Here is a 22,231-nt window from a genome sequence, read left to right as displayed (position 1 = left end):
GTGCTCGTTTTGCTCACGCTAGAACAGCTTCGAGATCACCAGGGGGTGGGCAGGCGCTCACACAGGGCTTACGGTGCGGGCACCCGGTGGTGAAGAGGACGCGCCGGTTCCGCATACCGCGGAGGGCCGAGGACGAGGGAGAGGCATGCGGATCCACTGGCCCAGACGCGTCTTCGCGCAGGTCCTCACGGCGCAGGTCACCCTCACCACCGGTGTGATGGTCCTCGCCACCGGCCTGTTCCTCGCGCCGCTCAGCTCCCAGCTCGACGACCAGGCCATGCGGCGGGCGCTGGCCATCGCGCAGACCGCCGCCGCCGACCCGGACCTGGCCCGCGAGCTGACCGCCACCGTGCCGGACCCGAGAGGACCGGTGCAGGCCGACGCCGAACGGATCCGCCGGGCGACCGGCGCGCTGTACATCGTGGTGATGGACCCCCACGGGGTGCGCTGGTCGCACACCAATCCCGCCGAGATCGGCCAACACGTCTCCACCGACCCCAGCCGCACCCTCGCCGGCCAGGAGGTGCGGCAGATCGACACCGGGACGCTGGGCCGGTCGGCCCGCGCCAAGGTCCCGCTGCGGGACGGCCGCGGCCGGATCGTCGGCGCGGTGTCGGTCGGCATCGCCTACGACAGCGTCCGGGGGCGGCTGATGGGCACCATCCCCACCGTGCTGCGGTACGCGGGCGCGGCGCTGGCCGTCGGGGTGCTGGCGGCCGTCGTGCTCTCCCGCCGGCTGCGCCGCCGTACGCACGGGGTCGCGTTCGCCGACATCTCCGCGCTGCTCGACGAGCGCGAGGCGATGCTGCACAGCATCCGCGAGGGGGTGGTGGCCTTCGACAGCCGGGGCCGGATCCGGCTGGTCAACGACGAGGCCGGGCGGCTGCTCGGGATCGGTGCGGGGGCCGCGGGGCGGGCGCTGGACGAGGTGCTGCCGCCCGGCCGGACCACCGAGGTGCTGGCCGGGCGGGTGGACGGGGCGGATCTGCTGGCCGTCTGCGGTGGCCGGGTACTGATCGCCAACCGCGTGCCGACCCGGGACGGCGGGGCGGTGGTGACGCTGCGGGACCGTACCGAACTGGAGCTGCTGGGCCGTGAACTCGACAGCACCCAGGGCCTGTTGGACGCGCTGCGGGCGCAGGACCACGAGCACGCCAACCAGCTGCACACGCTGCGCGGGCTGCTCGAACTCGGCCGGTACGCCACGGCCGTGGAGTTCGTCACCGAGGTGACCAGCGCCCACCGGGCGTCGGCGGAGCAGATCGCCGAGCGGGTGCACGATCCGCTGCTGTCCGCGCTGCTCGTCGGCAAGGCGGCGATCGCCGCCGAACGCGGCGTCTCCCTGCGGATCGCGCCGGCGACGCTGCTGCCCGACGCGGTGGTGGACCCGCGCGACCTGGTGACCGTACTGGGCAATCTCATCGACAACGCCCTGGACGCCACCGCCGGGCACCGCCGCGAGGCGCCGTTCGTCGAGGTGGAGCTGCGGGCCGAGCGCACCACGGCCGTACTGCGGGTGGCGGACAACGGGCCAGGGGTGCCGCCGGAGCGGCGCGAGCGGGTCTTCGCCGAGGGCTGGTCCACCAAGGCCGCCCACCCGGGGACCGCCGGGGGCGCGCCGGTGCGCGGGCGGGGCATCGGCCTGGCGCTGGTGCGCCGGCTCGCCGAACGCTACGGCGGAATGGCGCGGGTGACCGCACGCGCCGGCGGCGGCGCGGTGTTCACGGTCGTGCTGCCCGAGGCGCTCGCCCCGCACGGCGCGGCGCCGGACGGCCCCGGCGAACGGCCGGCCGCGCCGGCGCGCGGGCAGCACGGCCACGAGGAGCGAAGACCCACGGTGAGCGGAGAGCCACGATGATCGACGTCCTGGTCGTGGACGACGACTTCCACGTCGCCGAGATCAACGCCGCGTACGTCTCCCAGGTGCCCGGCTTCCGCGTCGCGGGCCGGGCGCACACCGCCGCCCAGGCGCTGGCCGCGCTGGAGCGCACCCCGGTGGACCTGGTGCTGCTCGACCACTATCTGCCCGACGAGACGGGGTTGGCGCTGGTGCGGCGGCTGCGGCAGCTCGGCCACCGCACCGACGTCATCATGGTGACGGCGGCCCGCGACGTGGCCACGATCCAGGACGCGATGCGCTCCGGCGCGCTGCAGTACCTCGTCAAGCCGTTCGGCTACTCGGGGCTGCGCGCCAAGCTCGACGGCTATGCCGCGCTGCGCCGTACCGTCGAGGGCGTGGGCGGCCGCGGCGAGGCCGGACAGGAGCAGGTCGACCGGATCTTCGGCGCCTTCCGGACCACCGAGGCGCCGCACACCGAACTCCCCAAGGGCCACTCGGCGGCCACCGTCGGCCTGATCCGCCGCGTCCTGGACGGGGCGGGCCATCCGCTGTCCGCCCATGAGGTCGCGGCGCGCTCCGGGGTCAGCCGTTCCACCGCGCAGCGCTACCTCAAGCACCTGGAGCGCAGCGGCCACATCACCCTGACCCTGAAGTACGGCGACACCGGGCGTCCGGAGCACCTCTACCGGTGGGCCGCCCGCTGAGCCCCCGGCCCGGCCCGTTCCGGCCTGCCGCGGCGGCCGGCGACCAGGGCGTCGGCAGGGCGCTGACGAATTCCCGCGGGGCCCCCGCTTGACAGCTCCCCCCACCGGGGCCGACGATCCCTGGGTGAACCTGTCAGACAGCCAGACAGCTGGTCCGGTGCCCCGGCGGGTCAGCGCGATGGAAGCGGTCCTGAACCATCTGCGCGGCGCCATCGAGCGGGGCGACTACGCGGTCGGGGACAAACTCCCCTCGGAGGCGGAGCTCTGCCGCCGCCTGGAGGTGAGCAGGCCGGTGCTCCGGGAGGCGCTGCGGGCGCTGCAGACCATGGGGCTCACGGTCTCGCGCACCGGCAAGGGCACCTTCGTGGTCTCCGACGGCGCGGTCGCGGACCCCACCTTCGGCGACTACGCGGCGAGCGACCTGCTGGAGGTGCGCCGCCACGTGGAGATCCCGGTGGCCGGATACGCGGCGCTGCGCCGTACGCCGGAGGACCTCGATCACCTGGACCGTCTGCTGGAGCGGATGGAGCGGGAGACCGACACCACCGCGTGGGTGGCGATGGACACGCTCTTCCACCTCGCCGTCGCCCAGGCGGCCCGCAACCCGGTGTTCCGCCGGGTCATCGAGGAGATCCGCGACGCGCTGGCCCGCCAGTCGGCGTTCCTCAACGAGCTCGGCGGGCGGCGTGAGCAGTCCAACCGCGAGCACCGGGCGATCGTCGAGGCGCTCGTCGACAGCTCCGAGCAGGACGCCGCGGACGCCATGGCGCACCACCTCGCCCGCGTCGAGACGACGCTGACCACCATCGTGCGGCCGGCCGGCCGCACGGCCCGCTCGCACGCCGAAGCCGGCGAAGCCCCCGAGAACACCGAAAGCACCGAGAGCTGATCATGAGCCGGAACATCACCGCACCGCACCGCGCACCGCAGGCACCGCCCGAGGTCCGCGAGCCGGCCCACGTGCCCGTCGCCCATGTGGTGCGCGGCGGCATCGTCGAGGGCGTCCACCACGGCTCGGTCGTGGTGCTCGCGGCCGACGGGAGCGTCGCGTTCCAGGCGGGCGACATCGAGGCCGCGTTCTACCCGCGCTCGGCGCTCAAGCCGTTCCAGGCGGTCGGCCTGCTGCGCGCGGGGCTGCCGCCGCTGGACGACGAGGCGCTCGCCCTGGTCGCGGCCAGCCACTCCGGCGAGGAGCGGCACCTGGCCACCGCCCGGCGCATCCTCGCCACGTCCGGGCTGACCGAGGAGCGGCTGCGCAACGTGCCCGACCTGCCGTACGGGGCCGCCGAACGGGAGGCATGGCTCCGGCGCGGGCTGGGCCCCAGCCGGCTCGCCCAGAACTGCTCGGGCAAGCACGCCGCGATGCTGCTGACCGCCCTGGCCGGGGGCCGGCGGCTGGACGACTACCTCGACCTGGCGCACCCGGTGCAGTCGGAGATCGCCGCGACCGTGGCGGACCTCACCGGTCAGGGCATCGCCCGCGTCACCGTCGACGGCTGCGGCGCCCCGCTGTTCGCGGTCTCCCTGCACGGGCTGACCCGGGCCGCCGCACGGCTCGCGACCGCCGCCCCGGACACCGACGAGGGCCGGGTCGCGCACGCCATGCGCAACCATCCGGAGATGGTCTCCGGCGCGGGCCGGGACACCGCCCGGCTGGTGCGCGCGCTGCCCGGCCTGCTGGCCAAGGACGGCTTCGAGGGCGTCCAGATCGCGGCACTGCCGGACGGCCGGGCGGTCGGCGTGAAGATCGCCGACGGCGCCGACCGCGCCCGGATGCCGGTGACGGCGGCGGCGCTGGCGCACTGCGGCGTCGACCCCGACGTGCTCGCCGCCTTCGCCGCCACCCCGGTCATCGGCGGCGGCGCCCCGGTCGGAGAACTCCGGGCCGCGGGAGCACTCGCCGCCCCCGACCCCCGCACCTGACACCACGTCAGCCCACCGCCGGCCGCCCCCGGGGACCCCGCGGGCGGCACCCCTCCCCCGACGAAGGACACCACCCGCGCCATGACCGCCGCCCACCGCACCGAACACGATCTGCTCGGCGACCGCGAGATACCCGCCGACGCGTACTGGGGCGTGCACACCCTGCGCGCCGTGGAGAACTTCCCCATCACCGGTACGCCGATCGCCGCCTACCCGCATCTGATCAACGCGCTCGCCGCCGTCAAGGAGGCCGCCGCCCGCGCCAACCAGGACCTCGGGCTGCTGGACCCGCAGCGGGCCGACGCGATCGCCGCCGCCTGCCGGGAGATCCGGGAGGACGGCCGGCTGCACGACCAGTTCGTCGTCGACGTCATCCAGGGCGGGGCCGGCACCTCGACGAACATGAACGCCAACGAGGTGATCGCCAACCGCGCGCTGGAGCTCCTGGGCCACGCCAGGGGCGACTACCGCCATCTGCACCCCAACGAGCACGTCAACCTGGGCCAGTCGACCAACGACGTCTACCCGACCGCGGTGAAGGTCGCCACCGTCAGCGCCGTACGGGAGCTGCTCGACGCGATGGGCGTGCTGCGCGAGGCGTTCGCCGCCAAGGCCGTGGAGTTCCGCGAGGTGCTGAAGATGGGGCGCACCCAGCTCCAGGACGCGGTGCCGATGACGCTGGGCCAGGAGTTCTCCGCGTACGCGGTGATGCTGGAGGAGGACCAGAGCCGGCTGGCCGAGGCCGTCCTGCTCATCCACGAGATCAACCTCGGCGCCACCGCCATCGGCACCGGGCTCAACGCCCCCGAGGGCTACGCCGAAGCGGCCCGCGGCCACCTGGCCGCGCTCACCGGGCTGCCGCTGGTGACCGCCGCCAACCTCGTCGAGGCGACCCAGGACTGCGGGGCCTTCGTCCATCTCTCCGGCGTCCTCAAGCGGATCGCCGTCAAGCTCTCCAAGAGCTGCAACGATCTGCGGCTGCTGTCCTCCGGCCCGCGGGCGGGCCTGGCCGAGATCAACCTGCCGCCGGTCCAGGCCGGTTCGAGCATCATGCCGGGCAAGGTCAACCCGGTGATCCCGGAGGTCGTCAACCAGGTCGCCTTCGAGGTGATCGGCAACGACGTCACCATCACCATGGCCGCCGAGGCGGGCCAGCTCCAGCTCAACGCCTTCGAGCCGGTCATCCTGCACTCCCTCTCGGAGAGCATCACCCACCTCGGGGCGGCCTGCCGCACCCTCGCCGAGCGCTGCGTGACGGGCATCACCGCCAACACCGAGACCCTGCGCGCGAGCGTGCAGAACTCCATCGGCCTGGTCACCGCCCTCAACCCGCACATCGGCTACACCGCCGCCACCGCGATCGCCAAGGAGGCGCTCGCCACCGGGCGCGGGGTCGCCGAACTCGTCCTGGAGAAGGGTCTGTTGCCGGCCGAGCGGCTCGCCGCACTGCTGCGCCCGGAGGAGCTCGCGGGCACCGGCGGGAGCCCTGCCCCGGCCTGACGGCCCCCGAGGACGGCCCGGACCCGCCCGCCGCGCCGGGTCCGGCTGTCGCTCCGGCCGCTTCGGGACGAGAATCGGCACGACCGAAGCACGAGGGAAGAGAGAGATTGCATGCGTATCGCGCTGTGCCAGATGACGGCCTCGACCGACCCCAAGGAGAACCTCGCCGCCGTACGGGAACAGGTGCGGCGGGCGGCGCGGGAGGGCGCGCGGCTGGCGGTCTTCCCGGAGGCGACCATGGTGCGGTTCGGGGTGCCGCTCGGGCCGGTGGCCGAGCCGCTGGACGGCCCGTGGGCCGAGGGCGTGCGGTCCGTCGCCGGTGAGACGGGGGTGACGGTGGTGGCGGGCATGTTCACCCCGGCGCCCGAGGGGCGGGTCGCCAACACGCTGCTCGCGACCGGACCCGGCGTCGAGGACTCCTACGACAAGATCCACCTCTATGACGCGTTCGGGTTCCGGGAGTCCGACACCGTCGCCGCCGGCTCGCGGGTGGTGACCCTCGACGTCGACGGGGTCGGCGTGGGCCTGGCGACCTGCTACGACCTGCGGTTCCCCGAGCTGTTCCGGGCGCACGCGGACGCCGGGGCGACCGTGTCCGTGCTGCCCGCCGCCTGGGGGGCCGGGCCCGGGAAGCGCGCCCAGTGGGATCTGCTGGTGCGGGCCCGCGCGCTGGACGCGACGGTCTGGCTCGCCGCGGTGGGCCAGTCGGCGCCGGATCAGCAGGCCGACCCGGAGGTGCCCACGAAGGCACCGACCGGCGTCGGACACAGCGCGCTGATCGGCCCCGACGGCACCGTACGCGCCCAACTGGGCAGCGCGCCCGAGCTGTTGGTGGCCGACGTGGACGTCGAGGAGGCCGAGCGGGTGCGGCGCGCCGTGGCGGTGCTGGACAACCGGCGGCTGTAGGAACGGGGTCCGCCGGGCGGGGTCAGGCGGCCAGGAGGAGGCGCCGGGTGGCCTGGAGGTGGCTGTCGATGGCCGCGCAGGCGGCCGCGGCGTCGCCGGCGGCCAGCCCGTCGAGTATCCGCCGGTGCTCGGCGAGCATCTCGTCCTGGTGGCCGCCCCGGTGCAGCACCCGTACGCCGGCCCTGCTCTGACGGCTGCGCAGGGCGGCGTACTGCCTGCTCATCAGCGAGTTGCCGACCGCGTCGACGAGGGCGGCGTGGAAGCGGTGGTCGGCGGCGAGGAACTCCTTGGCCCGGTCCGCGCCGCGCAGCCGCTCCTGGCCCGCGAGGAGGGCGGCCATCTCGTCGACGGGGGCGGTGCCCGCGGCCGTCGTGTGCGCGGCGGCGAAGCGTTCGAGCAGCCGGCGCATCTCGATCAGCTCGGTGATCTCCCGCCCGGACAGCGGGGCGATGTGCGCCCCGCGCTTCGGCACCAGGCGCACCAGGTCCTCGGCGGCGAGCAGCAGCAGGGCCTCGCGGATCGGCGTGCGGGAGACCCCGATCCGGTCGGCGATCTCCTGCTCGGACAGGAACCGGTCCTGCATCTCGGGGTCGGTCAGCACGCTGTCCTTCAGATACGCGTACGCCTTCTCGCGCCCCGACTGCATCGCCCGTTCCCCCTCGTGAAGATCCATACGCCCCCGGCCGGCCCTGCGCGCCGGCTGAATGCGCAGGTTACACGGTGGGTGGCGGTCAACGACCCGCCGTGTCCTGCGTCGCTGACGGCGCGTCACGCAGCCCCAGGCGCAGATGCTCGACATGGAACAGCGCCTGGTCGAGGAGCTCGGCGACATGGTGGTCGTAGAGCCCGTAGACGATCGAGCGGCCGTTGCGCTCGCCGGTGACCAGCCCGAGGTTGCGCAGCAGCCGGAGCTGGTGGGAGCAGGCGGACTGCTCCATGCCCACGGCGGCGGCGAGGTCGCCGACAGCGCAGGGGCCTTCCTGGAGGCGGGCGAGGATCCGCAGCCGCGAAGGGGTCGACAGGGCCTGCAGGGTCGCGGCGACATCGTCGGCGCCCACCGCGTCCAGGCGCTCGCGGGTGGTGCTGCGGTGATCCGTTCCGTGACCCATGGGGCCCATCCTAACGACGACAGATGAAGACCTGTTCATTCGTTCCTGTACGGTGGCGGGGTTGCCGCTTCTCCGCCCGTGAAGGGTTGTGCCGTCATGCCTTCTGCCGTGTTGCAGCGTCCGCCGCGGACCACCGCGCCGCGCCGGACCGTGCCCCGTCGCACCCGCGTGCTCGCGCTGGCCGAGGCCCGGTGGGCGGCCGCGGCGACCACCGCGTTCCTGCTCGCCCTGCCGCTCCAGCTGACCGGCGCGCCGGCCTGGACCTGGGGCGTGCTGCACGCCGTCGCCTATGTGACGGGCGGTTGGGAACCGGCCTGGTCCGGGCTGCGGGCGCTGCGCGCGCGGACCCTCGACGTCGACCTGCTGATGATCGTCGCGGCCCTCGGGGCGGCCGCGATCGGCCAGGTGCTGGACGGCGCCCTGCTGATCGTCATCTTCGCGTGCTCCGGCGCCCTGGAGGCGCTGGCCACCGCCCGTACCGAGGACTCGGTGCGCGGACTGCTCACGCTCGCGCCGGAGACCGCGACCCGGCTGGCCCCGGACGGCACCGAACAGCGCGTGGCCACCGCGGACCTCGCCGTCGGCGACGTCGTGCTGGTCCGTCCCGGCGAGCGGGTCGGCGCGGACGGCCGCGTCCTCGACGGGGCCGGCGAGGCCGACCAGGCCACCATCACCGGCGAACCGCTGCCGGTGCCCAAGGAGCCCGGCGACGAGGTGTTCGCCGGCACCCTCAACGGCACCGGCGCGCTCACGGTCCGGGTCGAGCGCGACGCCGGCGACAGCGTCATCGCCCGGATCGTGGCCATGGTGGCCGAGGCGTCCGGAACCAAGGCGCCGACCCAGCTGTTCATCGAGCGGGTCGAACAGCGCTACTCGGTCGGCATGGTGGCCGTCACCCTCGGCGTCTTCGTCGTCCCGCTGCTGCTCGGCGCGGAGCTGACCCGCTCCCTGCTGCGGGCGATGACCTTCATGATCGTCGCCTCGCCGTGCGCGGTGGTGCTGGCGACCATGCCGCCGCTGCTGTCGGCCATCGCCAACGCCGGACGGCACGGCGTCCTGGTCAAGTCCGCCGTCGTGATGGAACGCCTCGGCCGGGTCGACGCCGTCGCGTTCGACAAGACCGGCACCCTGACCGAGGGCACGCCCGAGGTCGCCGCCGTCCGGCCGCTGCCGGGCACCGGCCTCGACGAGGAAACACTGCTGATCCTGGCGGCCGCCGCCGAGCGCCCCAGCGAACACCCGCTGGCCCGGGCGCTGGTGGCCGCCGCCCACGCCCGCGGTCTGCGGCTGCCGGCCGCCGAGGAGTTCACCGCCTCCCCCGGCACCGGCGTCCGCGCCACCGTCGACGGCGCCCGGATCGCGGTCGGCTCCCCGGCCCGGCTGCGGCCCGCCGACGGCCCGGCGGCCGCACGGACCGGCGCGCTCGTCGCGGAACTGGAGGAGGCCGGGCACACCGCGGTCCTCGTCCTGCGCGACGGCGCCCCGGCCGGGGTGCTGGGCCTCACCGACCGGCTGCGCCCCGGCGCGGCCGCCGCCCTTGCCTCCCTCCACGCCCTCACCGGCCGCGCCCCGACCCTGCTGACCGGCGACAACCCGCGCGCCGCGGCCCGCCTCGCCGCCGAGGTCGGCATCACCGACGTACGGGCCGGACTGCTGCCCGAGGACAAGGTGGGCGCGGTACGCGCACAGGAAGCGGCCGGCCGCCGGGTGCTGGTCGTCGGTGACGGGGTGAACGACGTCCCGGCGCTGGCCGCCGCGCACACCGGCATCGCGATGGGCCGGGCCGGCTCCGACCTCGCCCTGGAGACCGCCGACGCGGTCGTCGTCCGGGACGAACTCGGCGCCGTCCCGGCCGTGTTGCGGCTCTCCCGGGCGGCCCGCCGACTGGTCGTGCAGAACCTCGTCGTCGCCGCGGTCTTCCTCTCCGGCCTGGTGGTCTGGGACCTGGCCGGGGACCTGCCGCTGCCGCTGGGCGTCCTCGGCCACGAGGGCTCCACCGTCCTGGTGGGCCTCAACGGCCTGCGGCTGCTGCGCGGGGCCGCGTGGCGGCGGGCGGCCGGCCCGGCCTGACGGTCAGCGGCTCCCCGGGCTCACCCGGCGTCCTCGCGCACCATGTCGGCGCACTTCTCCCCGATCATCATGGTCGTGATGCAGGGGTTGACGGTGACCAGCTCCGGCATCACCGACCCGTCGGCGACCCGCAGTCCCGCGATGCCCTTGACCCGCAGGCGGGCGTCCAGCGGCGCCATGGCGTCGTCGGCCGCGCCCATCTTCACCGTGCAGGAGGGGTGGTAGACGGTGTTGTGGGTGGTGCGGATGTAGTCGAGGAGTTCGTCGTCGGTGCGGACGTCGGGGCCGGGGGCGAGTTCGGCGCCGGCCCACTCGGCCATCGGGGCCCGGGAGACGATCTCACGGGCGAGGCGCAGACCGTGCGTCATCACCCGTACGTCGTGTTCGTGGGTGAAGTAGCGCGGGTCGACCCGCGGCTTGTCGCGGAAGTCGCGGGTGCGCAGCCGGACCGTGCCGCGGGAGCGGGCGCGGGTGACGTTCGGGGTGAGGCAGAAGGCGTTCTCGGAGGTCGGGTAGCCGTACCGGGCGGTGTTCAGGTCGAAGGGCACGGAACCGTAGTGGAACATCAGGTCGGGCCGGTCGAGGCCGGGCTCGGTGTCGGCGAAGATGCCGATCTCCCACCACTGATTGGAGGTGGTGACCATGGGCCGCGCGGCCTCCCACATGATCACGCCCTCGGGGTGGTCCTGGAGGTTCTCCCCCACCCCCGGCGAGTGGACCACCACGTCCACGCCGACCTCGCGCAGGTGCTCGGCCGGCCCGATGCCGGAGAGCATCAGCAGCTTGGGGGTGTCGATCGAGCCGCAGGAGACGACGGTCTCGCGCCGGGCCCGCACCGTACGGGTGTGGATCAGATCGGGGTCGAGGTACGTGGCCCCGGTGCAGCGGCGGTCTTCGTCGATCAGCAGGCGTTCGGCGCGGACTCCGGTGCGGACGGTGAGGTTGGGCCGCTTGCCCATGACGGGGTGGAGGTAGGCCACGGAGGAGGACTGGCGGGTGTTGTTCTCGTCCGAGTTGATCTGGAACCAGTTGGCGCCGCGGAGGACGGTCCGCCCGGTGTTGAACGGCGTGGTGGGGATGCCGTGTTCGGCGCAGGCGGCCAGCAGGGCCGTGCCGCAGGGGTCCGCGCCCTTGATGGTGCGCAGGGTGACCGGGCCGCTGCGGCCGTGGTGGTCGCCGGGCGCGTCGTTGCTCTCCAGCCGCCGGTAGAGCGGGAAGGTGTCCCGGGCGCCCCAGCCCGTGCACCCGGCCGCCTCCCACCCGTCGAGGTCCTCGGCCGGTGCCCAGAAGGCGATGCAGGAGTTGTGCGAGGAGCAGCCGCCGAGCACCCTGGCGCGGGCGTGCCGCATGAAGCTGTTGCCGTTCTCCTGGGGCTCGACGGGGTAGTCCCAGTCGTAGCCGGATTCCAGCAGCGCCATCCAGCGGTCCAGGCGCAGGACGTTGTCGTCGCCGACGTCGGACGGGCCGGCCTCCAGGACGCAGACGGTGACGGACGGGTCCTCGCTGAGCCGGGCGGCCACGACGTTCCCCGCGGTACCGCCGCCGACGATGACGTAGTCGAACTCTTCTGTGGGCATGGGGAGTTGACCTCCTTGCAGGTCAGGATCAGTCCTGCGCCGGGACGGTGACGGGGGCGTCGGGGGCGTCGGGGGCGTCGGGGGCGTCAGGGGCGTCAGCGGTGGACAGCGGCGCGGCGTGCTCGGCGAGGACACCGGTGCGGTGCCGCTGGACGAACCAGTAGTAGGCGAAGCCGCCGAGCGCCACGGCGCCGACGAACAGCACCGCGCCCCAGCGCAGATACCAGTGGTGCGGCGGGGTGGCGTTGTACACCGCATCCCGGGGCCAGGCGAGGTTGACGATCATGCCGGCACCCCAGAGGACGGCGAGGACGTTGACCGGCAGGCCCCAGCGGCCCAGCGTGAAGCGGCCGCCGTCGGCCGGCGTCCACCTGCCGCGCACCCTGGCCACCAGCATCGGCGCGGTGACCAGCAGATACGCCAGGTAGATCATGATGATGCCGATGCTGGTCACCACGGAGAAGATCTGCGGCTGGCGGATGTTGAGCAGCAGGACGCCCAGCGAGAGCACCCCGACGACGACCGCGGGCAGTACGGGCGTCCGGAAGCGCGGACTGACCTTCGCCATCAGCGACGCGGCGGGCAGGTTGTTGTCCCGGGACATGGCGAACGCCAGCCGGATGGCGGCGGTGTGCACGGCCAGCGCGCAGACCGTGACCGCGATCAGCACGCACCACAGCATCGCCTTGCCGCCGGTGTCACCCAGCACGTCGAGCACCACGTATTGGAGGCCGTCGGTGGTCAGCCCCTTCCCGTTCAGGCTGCTCACGCTCATCATCGCGAGCAGCAGGATCAGCCCGCCGAGCACGAACGAGGCGATCAGCGCCCGGAGGATGGCGCGCGGCGCGTTGCGGGAGGGGTCGAGGGACTCCTCGCCGAGCGAGGCCGCGGTGTCGAAGCCGTACATGACGTACGCGGAGGCCAGCGAGGCGGTGAGGAAGGCCCCCAGGTACCCCAGGTGCTGGCCGGCGCCGGCGTGGTGGGTCCCCAGCACCACGCCCGGACCGCGCACGACGTGGACGGCGAACAGCGCGATCAGCACGACGGTGGCGACCAGCTCGATGAAGACGCCCGCGGTGTTGATCCGTGCCATGAGCTTGACGCCGAAGGCGTTGACCAGGGTGGTGAACACGATCAGCGCGGTCGCCAGCAGCACACCGTTCGTCGCCACGTCGTACGTTCCGGTGCCGTCGCCGACGAACTGGAAGACGGCGGAAATCTTCGGCAGGGTCAGCTGGTAGGCGAGCGCCACCGCCGCGAGCGACACGATCGAGGCGACCAGCATCATCCAGCCGGCCAGCCAGCCGATGTGCGGATTGCCCAGTTTCTTGGCCCAGTTGTAGACGGAGCCGGCGACGGGGTGGCGGGCGGCCAGCTCGGCGAAGGAGAGGGCGATCATCAGCTGGCCGACGAAGACCATCGGCCAGGACCACCAGTAGGCGGGGCCGCCGATGCCGTAGCCGAAGTAGAAGAGCTGGAAGGTGCCGGTGAGGATGGAGATGTAACTGATGCCGGCGGCGAAGGTGTGGAAGTTGCCGAGGGTGCGCTTGAGTTCGGGGCGGTAACCGAATTCGGCGAGCTCGGTGTCGTCGTGCGCGTCGGGCGGGGAGTCGTTCCGCGTGCCGCCTCTCGCCGGCGCCGCGTCAGGTGAGGTCAAGAGCGTTCCTCCTCAGTCGAACCAGTGCAGTGGCGCGGGTGCGGTGTTGCGCCAGATGTGTTTGATCTCGCGGTACTCCGCCAGACCACTGGGGCCGAGTTCCCGGCCGGTTCCGGACTGCTTGAAGCCGCCCCACTCCGCCTGCGGGAGGTAGGGGTGGTAGTCGTTGATCCACACGGTGCCCAGGCGCAGCGCGGCGCTGACCCGGTCGGCCCTGGCCTGGTCGGTGGTCCACACGGCGCCGGCCAGCCCGTAGACGGTGTCGTTGGCCAGCCGCACCGCCTCGGCCTCGTCGCCGAAGCGCTCGACGGTCAGCACCGGCCCGAAGGACTCCTCGCGCACCACGGACATCGCGCCGTGGCACTCGTCGAGCACGGTGGGCAGGTAGTAGTGGCCGCCGGCGAGCGCCGGGTCGTCCGGGCGGGCGCCGCCGCAGCGCAGCACGGCGCCCTCGGCGAGTCCGGCGGCCACGTACGCCTCGACCTTGGCGCGGTGCGCGGCGGAGATCAGCGGCCCGGTACGGGCGTGGTCGTCGAAGGGGCCACCGAGCCGGATGAGCCGGGCGCGGCGCACGACCTCGTCGACGAACCGGTCGTGCAGTCCGTCCTCGACCAGCAGCCGGGCACCGGCCGAGCAGACCTGGCCGGAGTGCAGGAAGACCGCGGTCAGGGCATGGTCGACGGCGGTGTCGAAGTCGGCGTCCGCGAAGACGATGTTGGGGTTCTTGCCACCCAGTTCGAGGGCGACGCGCTTGACGGTGCCGGCCGCCGCCGCCATGATCCGCCGCCCGGTGAGCAGACCTCCGGTGAAGGAGACCATGTCGACGTCCGGGTGGTCGGCGAGCGGGGCGCCGACCTCCGGGCCGGTGCCCAGGACCAGGTTGGCGACGCCGTCCGGCAGTCCGGCCTCCTGGAGCAGCCGGATCAGGGCGAGGGCGGTGTGCGGGGTGAGTTCGCTGGGCTTCAGGACGAAGGTGTTGCCCGCGGCGAGGGCCGGGGCGACCTTCCACGCGGTCTGCAGCAGCGGGTAGTTCCAGGGGGTGATCAGGGCGCAGACCCCGATCGGCTCGTGGACGACGCGGCTGTCGACGCCGGGCGTGCCCGGGTCGACCACCCGGCCGTCCCCGGTGCCGGCGAGGCGGCCGAAGTAGCGGAAGCAGGCGGCGATGTCGTCGATGTCGGCCTCGCTCTCCACGAGGCGTTTCCCGGTGTCCAGGGACTCCGCGCGGGCCAGCGCCGGCTTGTCCCGTTCCAGGAGGCCGGCGACCCGCAGCAGCAGGTCGCCGCGCTCGGCGTCCGGGGTGTGCGGCCAGGGGCCCTGGTCGAAGGCGCGGCGGGCGGCGGCGACGGCGTCCAGGGAGTCCTTGCCGCCGGCCTCGTCGACGACGGCGACCAGGCTGCCGTCCGCGGGGCAGCGGATCTCGCGGGTCCGGTCGGTGAACGGGGAGCGCCAGCGGCCGTCGATGAACAGGTCAGGCATGCCCGCCCTCCAGCCGCTCGGTGACCCACTGGTGGAAGGCGCCGATGTGGTGCTCGCTGGGAACGAGTACCCCGCCGTCACGGTAGGCGCGGGAGTGCATCGCCGGCTGGGTGCGCTCACAGGCGTCGAAGTCCTGGGAGTTGACCCGGTGGAAGAGCTCCACGGACCTGGAGACGTCCACGCCGGCGTCGACGATCTCGGGGAGGTAGAGCCAGTCGCACTCGACGACGGTGCGGTCCGGCGCCATGGGGAACATCCGGTGCACGATGACGTGGTCGGGGACGAGGTTGACGAACACCTGCGGCCGGACGGTGATCGCGTAGTAGCGGCGGTCCTGGGCGTCCTCGATGCCCGGAAGGCGGCCGAAGCCCGCGCTGCCGTCGACGGTGAACCCGGCGGCCTCCTCGGCGAACTCCGCGCCGTGGCCGACGTAGTACTGGGCGGCCAGCCCGTCGGCGAACTCCGGGAGCACTTCGGTGAGTTCGGGGTGGATCGTGGCGCAGTGGTAGCACTCCATGAAGTTCTCGATGATGAGCTTCCAGTTGGCGCGCACGTCATAGGTGTGGCGCTTCCCGAGGGCGAGCCCCTCGGTGCGGTAGTGCTCGATGGCAGCCGGATCGCCCAGCCGCTCGGTGGCCGCACCGATCACGGTGTCCTCGAACGACGGCGGCTCGTCGGCCAGGCACACCCAGGCGTAGCCGAGCCACTCGCGCAGCGGGACGGTGACCAGGCCGCGTTCGGTGCGGTCGATGTCCGGCATCTTCTGCAGGTTGGGGGCGGCGACCAGCCGCCCGTCGAGGTCGTAGGTCCAGGCGTGGTAGGGGCACTGGAGGTTGCGGCGGACCTCGCCGGACTCCTCGGTGCACAGCTGGGCGCCGCGGTGCCGGCAGATGTTGAGGAAGGCGCGCAGCGCACCGGCGCGGTTACGGGTGATCAGGACGCTCTCCCGGCCGACCCGCACGGTACGGAAGGCACCGGGCTTCTCCAGGTCGGCGCTGCGCACGGCACAGAACCACAGCTGCTCGAAGATCTTTTCCTGCTCGACCCGGAAGACGTCGGGGTCGGTGTAGTAGTGGCCGGCGAGGGTGGCGATCAGGCTGGGGGAGATCGGGGTCGTCGTCACGTGCGTACTCCTCAGGCGGGCGCGGCGGCGAGGCGGTTGGGGTGTCCCCGGTGAGGTGACCGGGGTTGAGGGTGCCGGTGGGGCTCAGCGGCGGATGCGGGTCATCTTCGGGTCGAACAGCGGCTCGTCGGCGACGGTGGCCGGGACCTTCTCGCCGAAGTACTCGATGTGCACCGCGGTGCCGGCGGGGAGCGTCGGCAGCCAGGCGTAGGCGACGCAGCGGCCCAGCGTGTAGCCGTACGCGGCGCTGGTGACGTAACCCGCCGGTGCGCCGTCGAGGAAGACGGGCTCCTTGCCGAGGACGTTGGCGGCGGGGTCGTCGAGGAGCAGCGCGGTGAGCTTACGGGCCGGGGTCTGCTTCCCTTCGAGGGCGGCCCGCCCGGTGAACTCCTTGTCCAGGCGGACGGCGAAGCCGACGCCCGCCTCGTACGGGTCGTGCTCGTCGGTCATGTCGGTGCCCCAGGCCCGGTAACCCTTCTCCAGGCGCAGGGAGTTGAAGGCCGAGCGGCCGGCCGCGAGCACACCGTGCTGCTGCCCGGCCTCCCACAGCGTGTCCCACAGCCGCAGCCCCAGGTCGGCCGTGGTGTACACCTCCCAGCCCAGCTCGCCGACGTAACTCAGCCGCATCGCGGTCACCGGTACGTGGCCGAGGTAGGTCTGCTTGGCGCGGAAGTAGCCGAAGCCCTCGTGGGAGAAGTCGTCGCGGGTCAGCGGCTGGACGAGGTCGCGGGCGAGCGGCCCCCAGACGCCGATGCAGCAGGTGCCCGAGGTGATGTCGCGGATCTGCACCCCCTCACCGGGCGCGTGCCGCAGCAGCCAGTCGAGGTCCGCCGGGGAGTTGGCGCCGACCTGGAAGCGGTCGGTGCCCAGGCGGGCGACGGTGAGGTCGGAGCGGATACCGCCGGTCTCGTCCAGGAGCAGCGTGTAGGTGACCGCACCGGGCTTCTTGCGGAGGTTGTTGCTGGTCATCGCGTCCAGGAAGGCCAGCGCTCCGGGCCCGGTCACCTCCAGCCTGCGCAGCGGCGTCATGTCGTACAGGGCGACCCGCTCGCGCGTCGCCTTCGCCTCGGCCGCGGCGATCGGCGACCAGTAGCGCGCCGACCAGGCGTCCCGCGGCGGGAGTTCGAGCCCCTCGGCGAGCGGTGCGTTCGCCTCGTACCAGTGCGGGCGCTCCCACCCGCCGCCCTCCAGGAAGTACGCGCCGAGCTCCTGCTGGCGCGGGTGGAAGGGGCTGGTGCGCAGCGGCCGGGGCTGCTCCATGGGCTGCAGCGGGTGGATGACGTCATAGACCTCGACGAAGCTCCGGGCGCCGCGGTCGGCGATGTACGCGGGTGAGCGCTGGGCGTCCTCGAAGCGGTTGAGGTCGCACTCGTGGATGTCGACGGCGGGCCGGCCGTCGGTCATCCACTCGGCGACGGCCTTGGCGACGCCCGCGGAGTGGGTGACCCAGACCGCCTCGGCCAGCCAGAATCCGCGCAGGTCACGGGATTCGCCGAGGACCGGCATCCCGTCGGGCGTGAACGAGAAGACCCCGTTGAAGCCGTCGGCCACCTCGGACGCACCCAGTGCGGGCAGCAGTCCGACGCTGTCCTGCCAGCTCGGTGCGAAGTCGTCCTCGGTGAAGGGCAGCGAGGACGGCATGACGGGGGCGTCGTCGAAGGCGGGGACGGTGAACGGGTCGACGGGCATCGGCCGGTGGGCGTAGGAGCCGATGCCCAGCCGGTCGGTGTGCTCGCGGAAGTACAGGTCCCGGTCCTGGAAGCGCAGGATGGGCTTGCTCGCCTCCGTGCGGGGGTCGTTGACGCCGGCGAGTTCGGGCAGCGGCGCGGTGGTGGCGTACTGGTGGGCCAGCGGCAGCAGCGGGACGTCCACCCCGGCCATCGCCCCGATCACCGGGCCCCAGAAACCGGCGGCGGACACCACGTGATCGGCGGGGAAGGTGCCCCGGTCGGTGACGACGCCGGTGACGTGGCCGTCCGCGCGCTCGATGCCGGTGACGGTGTGCCGCTCCAGGAAGCGGGCACCGCGGGAGGCGGCCCGTTCCATCTGGGCGCGGCAGGCCAGCAGGGCGCGGGCCAGGCCGTCGTCGGGGGTGTGCAGGCCGCCGAAGAGCTGGGACTCGTCGAGCATCGGCCACAGCCGCTTGCACTGCTCGGGGGTGAGCAGTGCACCGCGTACGCCCCAGGAGGCGGCGAGCCCGGCCTTGCGGTGCAGATCGGCCCAGCGGGCCTCGGTGGTGGCGACCTCCAGCCCGCCGACGGCGTTGAAGCAGGGCAGTCCGTCGACCTCCAGGGAGCCCAGTTTCCGTACGGTGTAGGCGGCGAACTCGGTCATGGTCCTGGAGGGGCCGGTCTGGAAGACCAGGCCCGGTGCGTGCGAGGTGGAGCCGCCGGGAGCCGGCAGCGGGCCCTGTTCGAGGACCGTGACGTCGGTCCAGCCGCGGGCGGTCAGTTCGTCGGCCAGGGAGCAGCCGACGATGCCGGCGCCGATGACAACCACACGGGCACTGTTTGCGGGCGTACGGGACATGCCCCTCCTCCTGCTGCTGGTCGGGGTGGTCGACGGGGGATGACGCGGGGGGCGTCAGGTGGGGGTGCGGTGCGCCGTCACAGGACCACGACGGAGCGCAGTACCCGGCCGTCGCGCATCTTGTCGAAGGCGGACTCCACCTCGTCCAGGCCGATCGTCTCGGTGACGAAACCGTCGAGGTCGAGCCGTCCGCTGAGGTAGCGGTCGATGAGGACGGGGAAGTCGCGGCTGGGCAGGCAGTCGCCGTACCAGGAGGACTTCAGCGCGCCGCCGCGGCCGAAGAGGTCGATCAGCGGCAGCTCGATCCGCATGTCGGGGTCGGGTACGCCGACCTGGACCAGGGTGCCGGCGAGGTCCCGCATGTAGAAGCCCTGCCGGTAGGTCTCGGGGCGGCCGACCGCGTCGATGACGACGTCCGCGCCGTGCCCGCCGGTGAGGTCCCGGACCGCCTCGACCGGGTCGGTGCCGCGGGAGTTGACGGTGTCGGTGGCGCCGAAGCGGGTGGCGCCGTCGAGCTTGCGTTCGTCGATGTCGACGGCGATGACCCGGCGCGCGCCGGCGATCGAGGCCCCGGCGATGGCGGCGTTGCCGACGCCGCCGCAGCCGATGACGGCGACGGTGTCGCCGCTGCCCACGCCGCCGGTGTGCACGGCGGCGCCGTAGCCGGCCATCACCCCGCAGCCGATCAACCCGGCCGCCTCGGGGCGGGCCGCGGGGTCGACCTTCACCGCCTGCCCGGCGGCCACCAGGGTCTTCTCGGCGAAGGCACCGATGCCGAGCGCCGGGGACAGCGGTGTCCCGTCCAGCAACGTCATGGGCTGGGCGGCGTTGCGGGAGTCGAAGCAGTACCAGGGCCGCCCGCGGCGGCACGAGCGGCAGTTGCCGCAGGGCGCCCGCCAGGCGAGGACCACGTAGTCGCCCGGGGCAAGATCGCTGACGCCGGGGCCGACCGCCTCGACGGTGCCGGCCGCCTCGTGGCCCAGCAGGAAGGGGAAGTCGTCGTTGATCGCGCCGTCGCGATAGTGCAGATCGGTGTGGCACACCCCGCACGCCTGGACGGACACGAGCACCTCGCCCGGGTCGGGATCCGGCACCAGGATCGTCTGCAGCTCGACCGGTGCGCCTCGTTTCGCCGCGACGACGGCACGGACTTCGTGTGGCATGCCCTACCCCTCAGTGTTGCGCAGTGCACGACTGGTTGCGCGATGAGAGACATACTGGGAACGCCGGATCGGCACCGTCAAGAGGTGCGAGCCAGCCGTTGGTAAAAGCCTCGTTACCCGCCCGGACACGACGACGGGGCCGGAGCGATCGCCCCGGCCCCGCCTCGCACACCCCGCCCGTCAGCGGCTCAACACGCGTACCCCATCCGCCGGGAGAGCTCCTCAGCCGCGGAAACGGTGCCCTTGACCACCTCGGGCAGCCGCTCCTCGTCGAGCCGGTAGGCCGGCACCGACACGCTGATCGCGCCGATCACCGAGCCGTCGTGCGCCCGCACCGGCGCCGCCACGGCGCGCAGCCCGAGCTCCAGCTCCTCGACCGCCACCGCGAAACCGCGCTCGACGACCTGCTTCAGCTCCCGGCGCAGCACCTCCGCCGACGTCACGGTCCGCTCGGTGAGCTGCGGCAACTTCCGCGCCAGCACGGCGTCCTGGATCGGCCCCGGCTGGTGGGCGAGCAGCGCCTTGCCGCTGGAGGTGGCGTGCAGCGGCGTCCGCCGGCCGAGCCAGTTCTGCGCGGTGACCGAGGCCGGACCGCGCGCCTGCATGATGTTGACCGCGGCATCGCTCTCCAGCACCGCGATGTTGACCGTCTCCCCCAGCTCGTCGGCCAGCTGCTTGCAGACCGCCGCGCCTTCCTGGGAGATGTCCAGCCGCACCGCGGCGGCGCCGGCCAGCCGCAACACCCCGGCGCCGAGGTAGTACTTGCCGCGCTCCTGCTCCTGCCCGACCAGCCCGCGGCTCTCCAGCACGCCCAGCAGCCGGAACGCGGTGGACTTGTGCACGCCGAGCTCGTCGGCCACCTCGGTCACCCCGGCCTCGCCCAGGCGCGCCAGGATCTCCAGCACGGTCACCGCCCGGTCCACCGACTGCACGGCGCTCGCCGGCCCCTTCGGCGGCCTGCCGTCCGTCTGTTCCTCCACGATGTCCGTCATGTACGGGATCTCACCACCTGGGAACCCACTCGCGGGTCCGAGTCGGAGCGGCCGGCATTTCCTGGGATCGCTTGACGCACGCGCTCCCCGTCTGGATTCTGTTGCGCATAGCGCTTCATCGTGCGCAACGCGAAACTCGATGATACCGAACAGTAACAGGGGGGTCCTGTGATTCCTGTCTGCCACCTCGCCGACTTGCCCGTGGGCGAGTCCGTACGCATCGACACCGCACCTCCTGTCGCCGTCTTCAACGCCGACGGGCAGCTGTACGCCATCGACGACACCTGCACCCACCAGGACGCCTCGCTCGCGGACGGCTGGCTGGAGGGGTGTCTGGTCGAATGCCCGCTGCACGCCGCTTCATTCGATCTGCGCACCGGCGCACCCACCTGCCTGCCCGCACGCCGGGCCGTTCGCACCCACCCGGTGACCGTCGAGGACGGCATGATCTACGTCCACCACCTCGCCGAGGAGGGCACCGCCGCATGAAGTCGGTCGCAGTCATCGGAGCGTCCCTCGCGGGCCTGTACGCCGCCCGGGCCCTGCGCGCCCAGGGGTTCGACGGCCGGCTGGTGATCGTCGGGGACGAGCGGCACCGCCCCTACGACCGGCCGCCGCTGTCCAAGGACTTCCTGACCGGCGCGTCCGGCCAGGAGCAACTCGCCCTCGCCGACGCCGAGGAGATCGCCGAACTCGACGCCGAGTGGCTGCTCGGCACCCGCGCCACCGGACTCGACACCGCGGCCGGCGCGGTGCTCCTCGACGGCGGCCGGTCACTGAGCGCCGACGGCGTGGTCCTCGCCACCGGCGCCGCCCCGCGCCGGCTCCCCGGCGAGGTCCCCACCGGCACCCACACCCTGCGCACCCTCGACGACGCCCAGGCCCTCCGCGCGGACCTGGCCGGCGGCGCGCGCCGGGTCGTGGTGATCGGGGCCGGCTTCATCGGCGCCGAGGTCGCCTCCTCCTGCGCCGCCCTCGGCCACGAGGTCACCGTCGTCGAGGCCGCCCCGCTCCCCCTCGTCCCCCAACTCGGCGAGGAGATGGCCCGGATCTGCGCCACTCTGCACGCCGACCACAAGGTCACCCTCCTCACCGGGACAGGCGTCAGCCGCCTGCACGGCGCCGGCGCCGACGGCCGCGTCACCGCGGTCGAACTGTCCGACGGGCGGCTGCTCGGGGCCGATGTCGTGGTCGTGGGCATCGGCGTCCGTCCGCACACCGCCTGGCTCGAAGGCTCCGGCCTCCCGCTCGACGACGGCGTCGTGTGCGATGCCGGCGGCGTCACCCCGCTCCCGCACGTCGTCGCCGTCGGCGACGTCGCCCGGGCCGCCGGCAGCCGCGCCGAGCACTGGACCAGCGCCACCGAACAGGCCGCGGTGGCCGTCCGGAACCTGCTCGCCGGCAGCACCGTCGCCACCCACCGCTCACTGCCGTACTTCTGGTCCGACCAGTACGGCGTCCGCATCCAGTTCGCCGGCCGGCGGGCGCCCGGCGACACCCCGCGCCTCGTCGAGGGCTCCCCCGACGACCGCTCGTTCCTCGCCTGCTACGAACGCGACGGCCGCACCACCGCCGTGCTCGCGCTCAACCGCCCCCGCCCCTTCATGCGCCTGCGCCGCGAACTCGCCCGCGCCACCCGGCCGGCCACCGCCTGACCCG

The 22,231-nt window shown here is 73.4% G+C and carries 18 protein-coding genes; 9 read left to right on the top strand and 9 right to left on the bottom strand.

The window, feature by feature from the left end; all coding sequences use genetic code 11:
• Positions 1 to 145 precede the first annotated feature (145 nt).
• The 6 genes from SL103_RS14890 (at position 146) to SL103_RS14865 (ending at position 6,873) form a co-directional block, all read left to right on the top strand.
• Positions 146 to 1,858: a sensor histidine kinase gene (locus tag SL103_RS14890; protein ID WP_069569388.1), complete on the top strand. Its 1,713-nt coding sequence runs from the start codon at positions 146 to 148 to the stop codon at positions 1,856 to 1,858.
• Entirely contained in the window at positions 1,855 to 2,544 is a 690-nt protein-coding gene (locus tag SL103_RS14885; RefSeq protein ID WP_069569386.1) for a response regulator, read from the top strand. Before SL103_RS14890 ends, SL103_RS14885 begins: the two co-directional genes overlap by 4 nt.
• 124 nt (positions 2,545 to 2,668) lie before the next feature.
• Positions 2,669 to 3,433 carry a FadR/GntR family transcriptional regulator gene (locus tag SL103_RS14880; RefSeq protein WP_069569384.1) on the top strand — a complete coding sequence of 255 codons (765 nt, stop codon included), beginning with the start codon at positions 2,669 to 2,671 and terminating at the stop codon, positions 3,431 to 3,433.
• 2 nt (positions 3,434 to 3,435) lie between these two features.
• Positions 3,436 to 4,467 carry an asparaginase gene (locus SL103_RS14875; RefSeq protein ID WP_069569382.1) on the top strand — a complete coding sequence of 344 codons (1,032 nt, stop codon included), beginning with the start codon at positions 3,436 to 3,438 and terminating at the stop codon, positions 4,465 to 4,467.
• 81 nt (positions 4,468 to 4,548) lie between these two features.
• Entirely contained in the window at positions 4,549 to 5,967 is a 1,419-nt protein-coding gene (gene aspA, locus SL103_RS14870) for an aspartate ammonia-lyase (RefSeq protein WP_069569380.1), read from the top strand.
• A gap of 111 nt (positions 5,968 to 6,078) precedes the next feature.
• Entirely contained in the window at positions 6,079 to 6,873 is a 795-nt protein-coding gene (locus SL103_RS14865) for a carbon-nitrogen hydrolase family protein (protein WP_069569378.1), read from the top strand.
• A 22-nt stretch (positions 6,874 to 6,895) separates the two neighbouring features.
• Here the strand turns inward: SL103_RS14865 and SL103_RS14860 are convergent, their stop codons facing one another.
• Together SL103_RS14860 and SL103_RS14855 are read right to left on the bottom strand one after the other, a co-directional pair.
• A complete protein-coding gene (locus tag SL103_RS14860; protein ID WP_069569376.1) occupies positions 6,896 to 7,519 on the bottom strand; it encodes a GntR family transcriptional regulator in 624 nt (207 codons plus the stop codon).
• Between the two features lie 85 nt (positions 7,520 to 7,604).
• Positions 7,605 to 7,982 carry an ArsR/SmtB family transcription factor gene (locus SL103_RS14855; protein ID WP_069569374.1) on the bottom strand — a complete coding sequence of 126 codons (378 nt, stop codon included), beginning with the start codon at positions 7,980 to 7,982 and terminating at the stop codon, positions 7,605 to 7,607.
• A 96-nt stretch (positions 7,983 to 8,078) separates the two neighbouring features.
• Here SL103_RS14855 and SL103_RS14850 point away from each other — a divergent pair, with 96 nt between their 5' ends.
• Positions 8,079 to 10,052, top strand: coding sequence for a heavy metal translocating P-type ATPase (locus tag SL103_RS14850; protein ID WP_069569372.1), 1,974 nt, complete (start codon positions 8,079 to 8,081; stop codon positions 10,050 to 10,052).
• Positions 10,053 to 10,072: 20 nt separating this feature from the next.
• Here the strand turns inward: SL103_RS14850 and SL103_RS14845 are convergent, their stop codons facing one another.
• From SL103_RS14845 to SL103_RS14815, 7 genes are all read right to left on the bottom strand, one after another.
• The gene (locus SL103_RS14845) at positions 10,073 to 11,629 is read right to left on the bottom strand and encodes a GMC family oxidoreductase (protein ID WP_069569370.1); all 1,557 of its coding nucleotides are present in this window, start codon (positions 11,627 to 11,629) and stop codon (positions 10,073 to 10,075) included.
• 28 nt (positions 11,630 to 11,657) lie between these two features.
• A complete protein-coding gene (locus SL103_RS14840; RefSeq protein ID WP_069569368.1) occupies positions 11,658 to 13,286 on the bottom strand; it encodes an APC family permease in 1,629 nt (542 codons plus the stop codon).
• 12 nt (positions 13,287 to 13,298) lie between these two features.
• On the bottom strand, positions 13,299 to 14,765 hold the full coding sequence (locus tag SL103_RS14835) for an aldehyde dehydrogenase family protein (RefSeq protein ID WP_069569366.1): 1,467 nt from the start codon (positions 14,763 to 14,765) through the stop codon (positions 13,299 to 13,301).
• Positions 14,758 to 15,888 (bottom strand): aromatic ring-hydroxylating oxygenase subunit alpha, encoded by a 1,131-nt coding sequence (locus SL103_RS14830; protein ID WP_208869873.1) that lies wholly within the window; start codon positions 15,886 to 15,888, stop codon positions 14,758 to 14,760. The genes SL103_RS14835 and SL103_RS14830 overlap by 8 nt, the downstream gene beginning before the upstream one ends.
• Positions 15,889 to 15,972: 84 nt before the next feature.
• A complete protein-coding gene (locus tag SL103_RS14825) occupies positions 15,973 to 18,417 on the bottom strand; it encodes a GcvT family protein (protein WP_069569361.1) in 2,445 nt (814 codons plus the stop codon).
• A gap of 77 nt (positions 18,418 to 18,494) precedes the next feature.
• Positions 18,495 to 19,580, bottom strand: coding sequence for an S-(hydroxymethyl)mycothiol dehydrogenase (locus tag SL103_RS14820; RefSeq protein WP_069569359.1), 1,086 nt, complete (start codon positions 19,578 to 19,580; stop codon positions 18,495 to 18,497).
• Between the two features lie 188 nt (positions 19,581 to 19,768).
• Positions 19,769 to 20,572 carry an IclR family transcriptional regulator gene (locus SL103_RS14815; RefSeq protein WP_208869871.1) on the bottom strand — a complete coding sequence of 268 codons (804 nt, stop codon included), beginning with the start codon at positions 20,570 to 20,572 and terminating at the stop codon, positions 19,769 to 19,771.
• Positions 20,573 to 20,740: 168 nt separating this feature from the next.
• On the opposite strand from SL103_RS14815, the gene SL103_RS14810 reads away from it, so the two are divergent.
• Positions 20,741 to 21,061: a bifunctional 3-phenylpropionate/cinnamic acid dioxygenase ferredoxin subunit gene (locus SL103_RS14810; protein WP_033265988.1), complete on the top strand. Its 321-nt coding sequence runs from the start codon at positions 20,741 to 20,743 to the stop codon at positions 21,059 to 21,061.
• A complete protein-coding gene (locus SL103_RS14805; RefSeq protein ID WP_069569357.1) occupies positions 21,058 to 22,227 on the top strand; it encodes an NAD(P)/FAD-dependent oxidoreductase in 1,170 nt (389 codons plus the stop codon). Before SL103_RS14810 ends, SL103_RS14805 begins: the two co-directional genes overlap by 4 nt.
• Positions 22,228 to 22,231: the final 4 nt, after the last annotated feature.

Origin of the sequence: Streptomyces lydicus (assembly GCF_001729485.1) — a bacterium.
Taxonomy (GTDB): domain Bacteria; phylum Actinomycetota; class Actinomycetes; order Streptomycetales; family Streptomycetaceae; genus Streptomyces; species Streptomyces lydicus_D.
The sequence above is the reverse complement of the archived record's forward strand: the minus strand, read 5'-3'. Positions and strand labels throughout refer to the sequence as shown.

What these genes read in the sequence shown, in the direction of transcription:
- SL103_RS14875 (WP_069569382.1), top strand. Translation starts at nt 3,436, where the DNA reads ATGAGCCGGAACATCACCGCACCGCACCGCGCACCGCAGGCACCGCCC.
- SL103_RS14805 (WP_069569357.1), top strand. Translation starts at nt 21,058, where the DNA reads ATGAAGTCGGTCGCAGTCATCGGAGCGTCCCTCGCGGGCCTGTACGCC.
- SL103_RS14820 (WP_069569359.1), bottom strand. Translation starts at nt 19,580, where the DNA reads ATGCCACACGAAGTCCGTGCCGTCGTCGCGGCGAAACGAGGCGCACCG.
- SL103_RS14890 (WP_069569388.1), top strand. Translation starts at nt 146, where the DNA reads ATGCGGATCCACTGGCCCAGACGCGTCTTCGCGCAGGTCCTCACGGCG.
- SL103_RS14825 (WP_069569361.1), bottom strand. Translation starts at nt 18,417, where the DNA reads ATGTCCCGTACGCCCGCAAACAGTGCCCGTGTGGTTGTCATCGGCGCC.
- SL103_RS14865 (WP_069569378.1), top strand. Translation starts at nt 6,079, where the DNA reads ATGCGTATCGCGCTGTGCCAGATGACGGCCTCGACCGACCCCAAGGAG.
- SL103_RS14885 (WP_069569386.1), top strand. Translation starts at nt 1,855, where the DNA reads ATGATCGACGTCCTGGTCGTGGACGACGACTTCCACGTCGCCGAGATC.
- SL103_RS14845 (WP_069569370.1), bottom strand. Translation starts at nt 11,629, where the DNA reads ATGCCCACAGAAGAGTTCGACTACGTCATCGTCGGCGGCGGTACCGCG.
- SL103_RS14855 (WP_069569374.1), bottom strand. Translation starts at nt 7,982, where the DNA reads ATGGGTCACGGAACGGATCACCGCAGCACCACCCGCGAGCGCCTGGAC.
- aspA (WP_069569380.1), top strand. Translation starts at nt 4,549, where the DNA reads ATGACCGCCGCCCACCGCACCGAACACGATCTGCTCGGCGACCGCGAG.
- SL103_RS14815 (WP_208869871.1), bottom strand. Translation starts at nt 20,572, where the DNA reads ATGACGGACATCGTGGAGGAACAGACGGACGGCAGGCCGCCGAAGGGG.
- SL103_RS14850 (WP_069569372.1), top strand. Translation starts at nt 8,079, where the DNA reads ATGCCTTCTGCCGTGTTGCAGCGTCCGCCGCGGACCACCGCGCCGCGC.
- SL103_RS14835 (WP_069569366.1), bottom strand. Translation starts at nt 14,765, where the DNA reads ATGCCTGACCTGTTCATCGACGGCCGCTGGCGCTCCCCGTTCACCGAC.
- SL103_RS14860 (WP_069569376.1), bottom strand. Translation starts at nt 7,519, where the DNA reads ATGCAGTCGGGGCGCGAGAAGGCGTACGCGTATCTGAAGGACAGCGTG.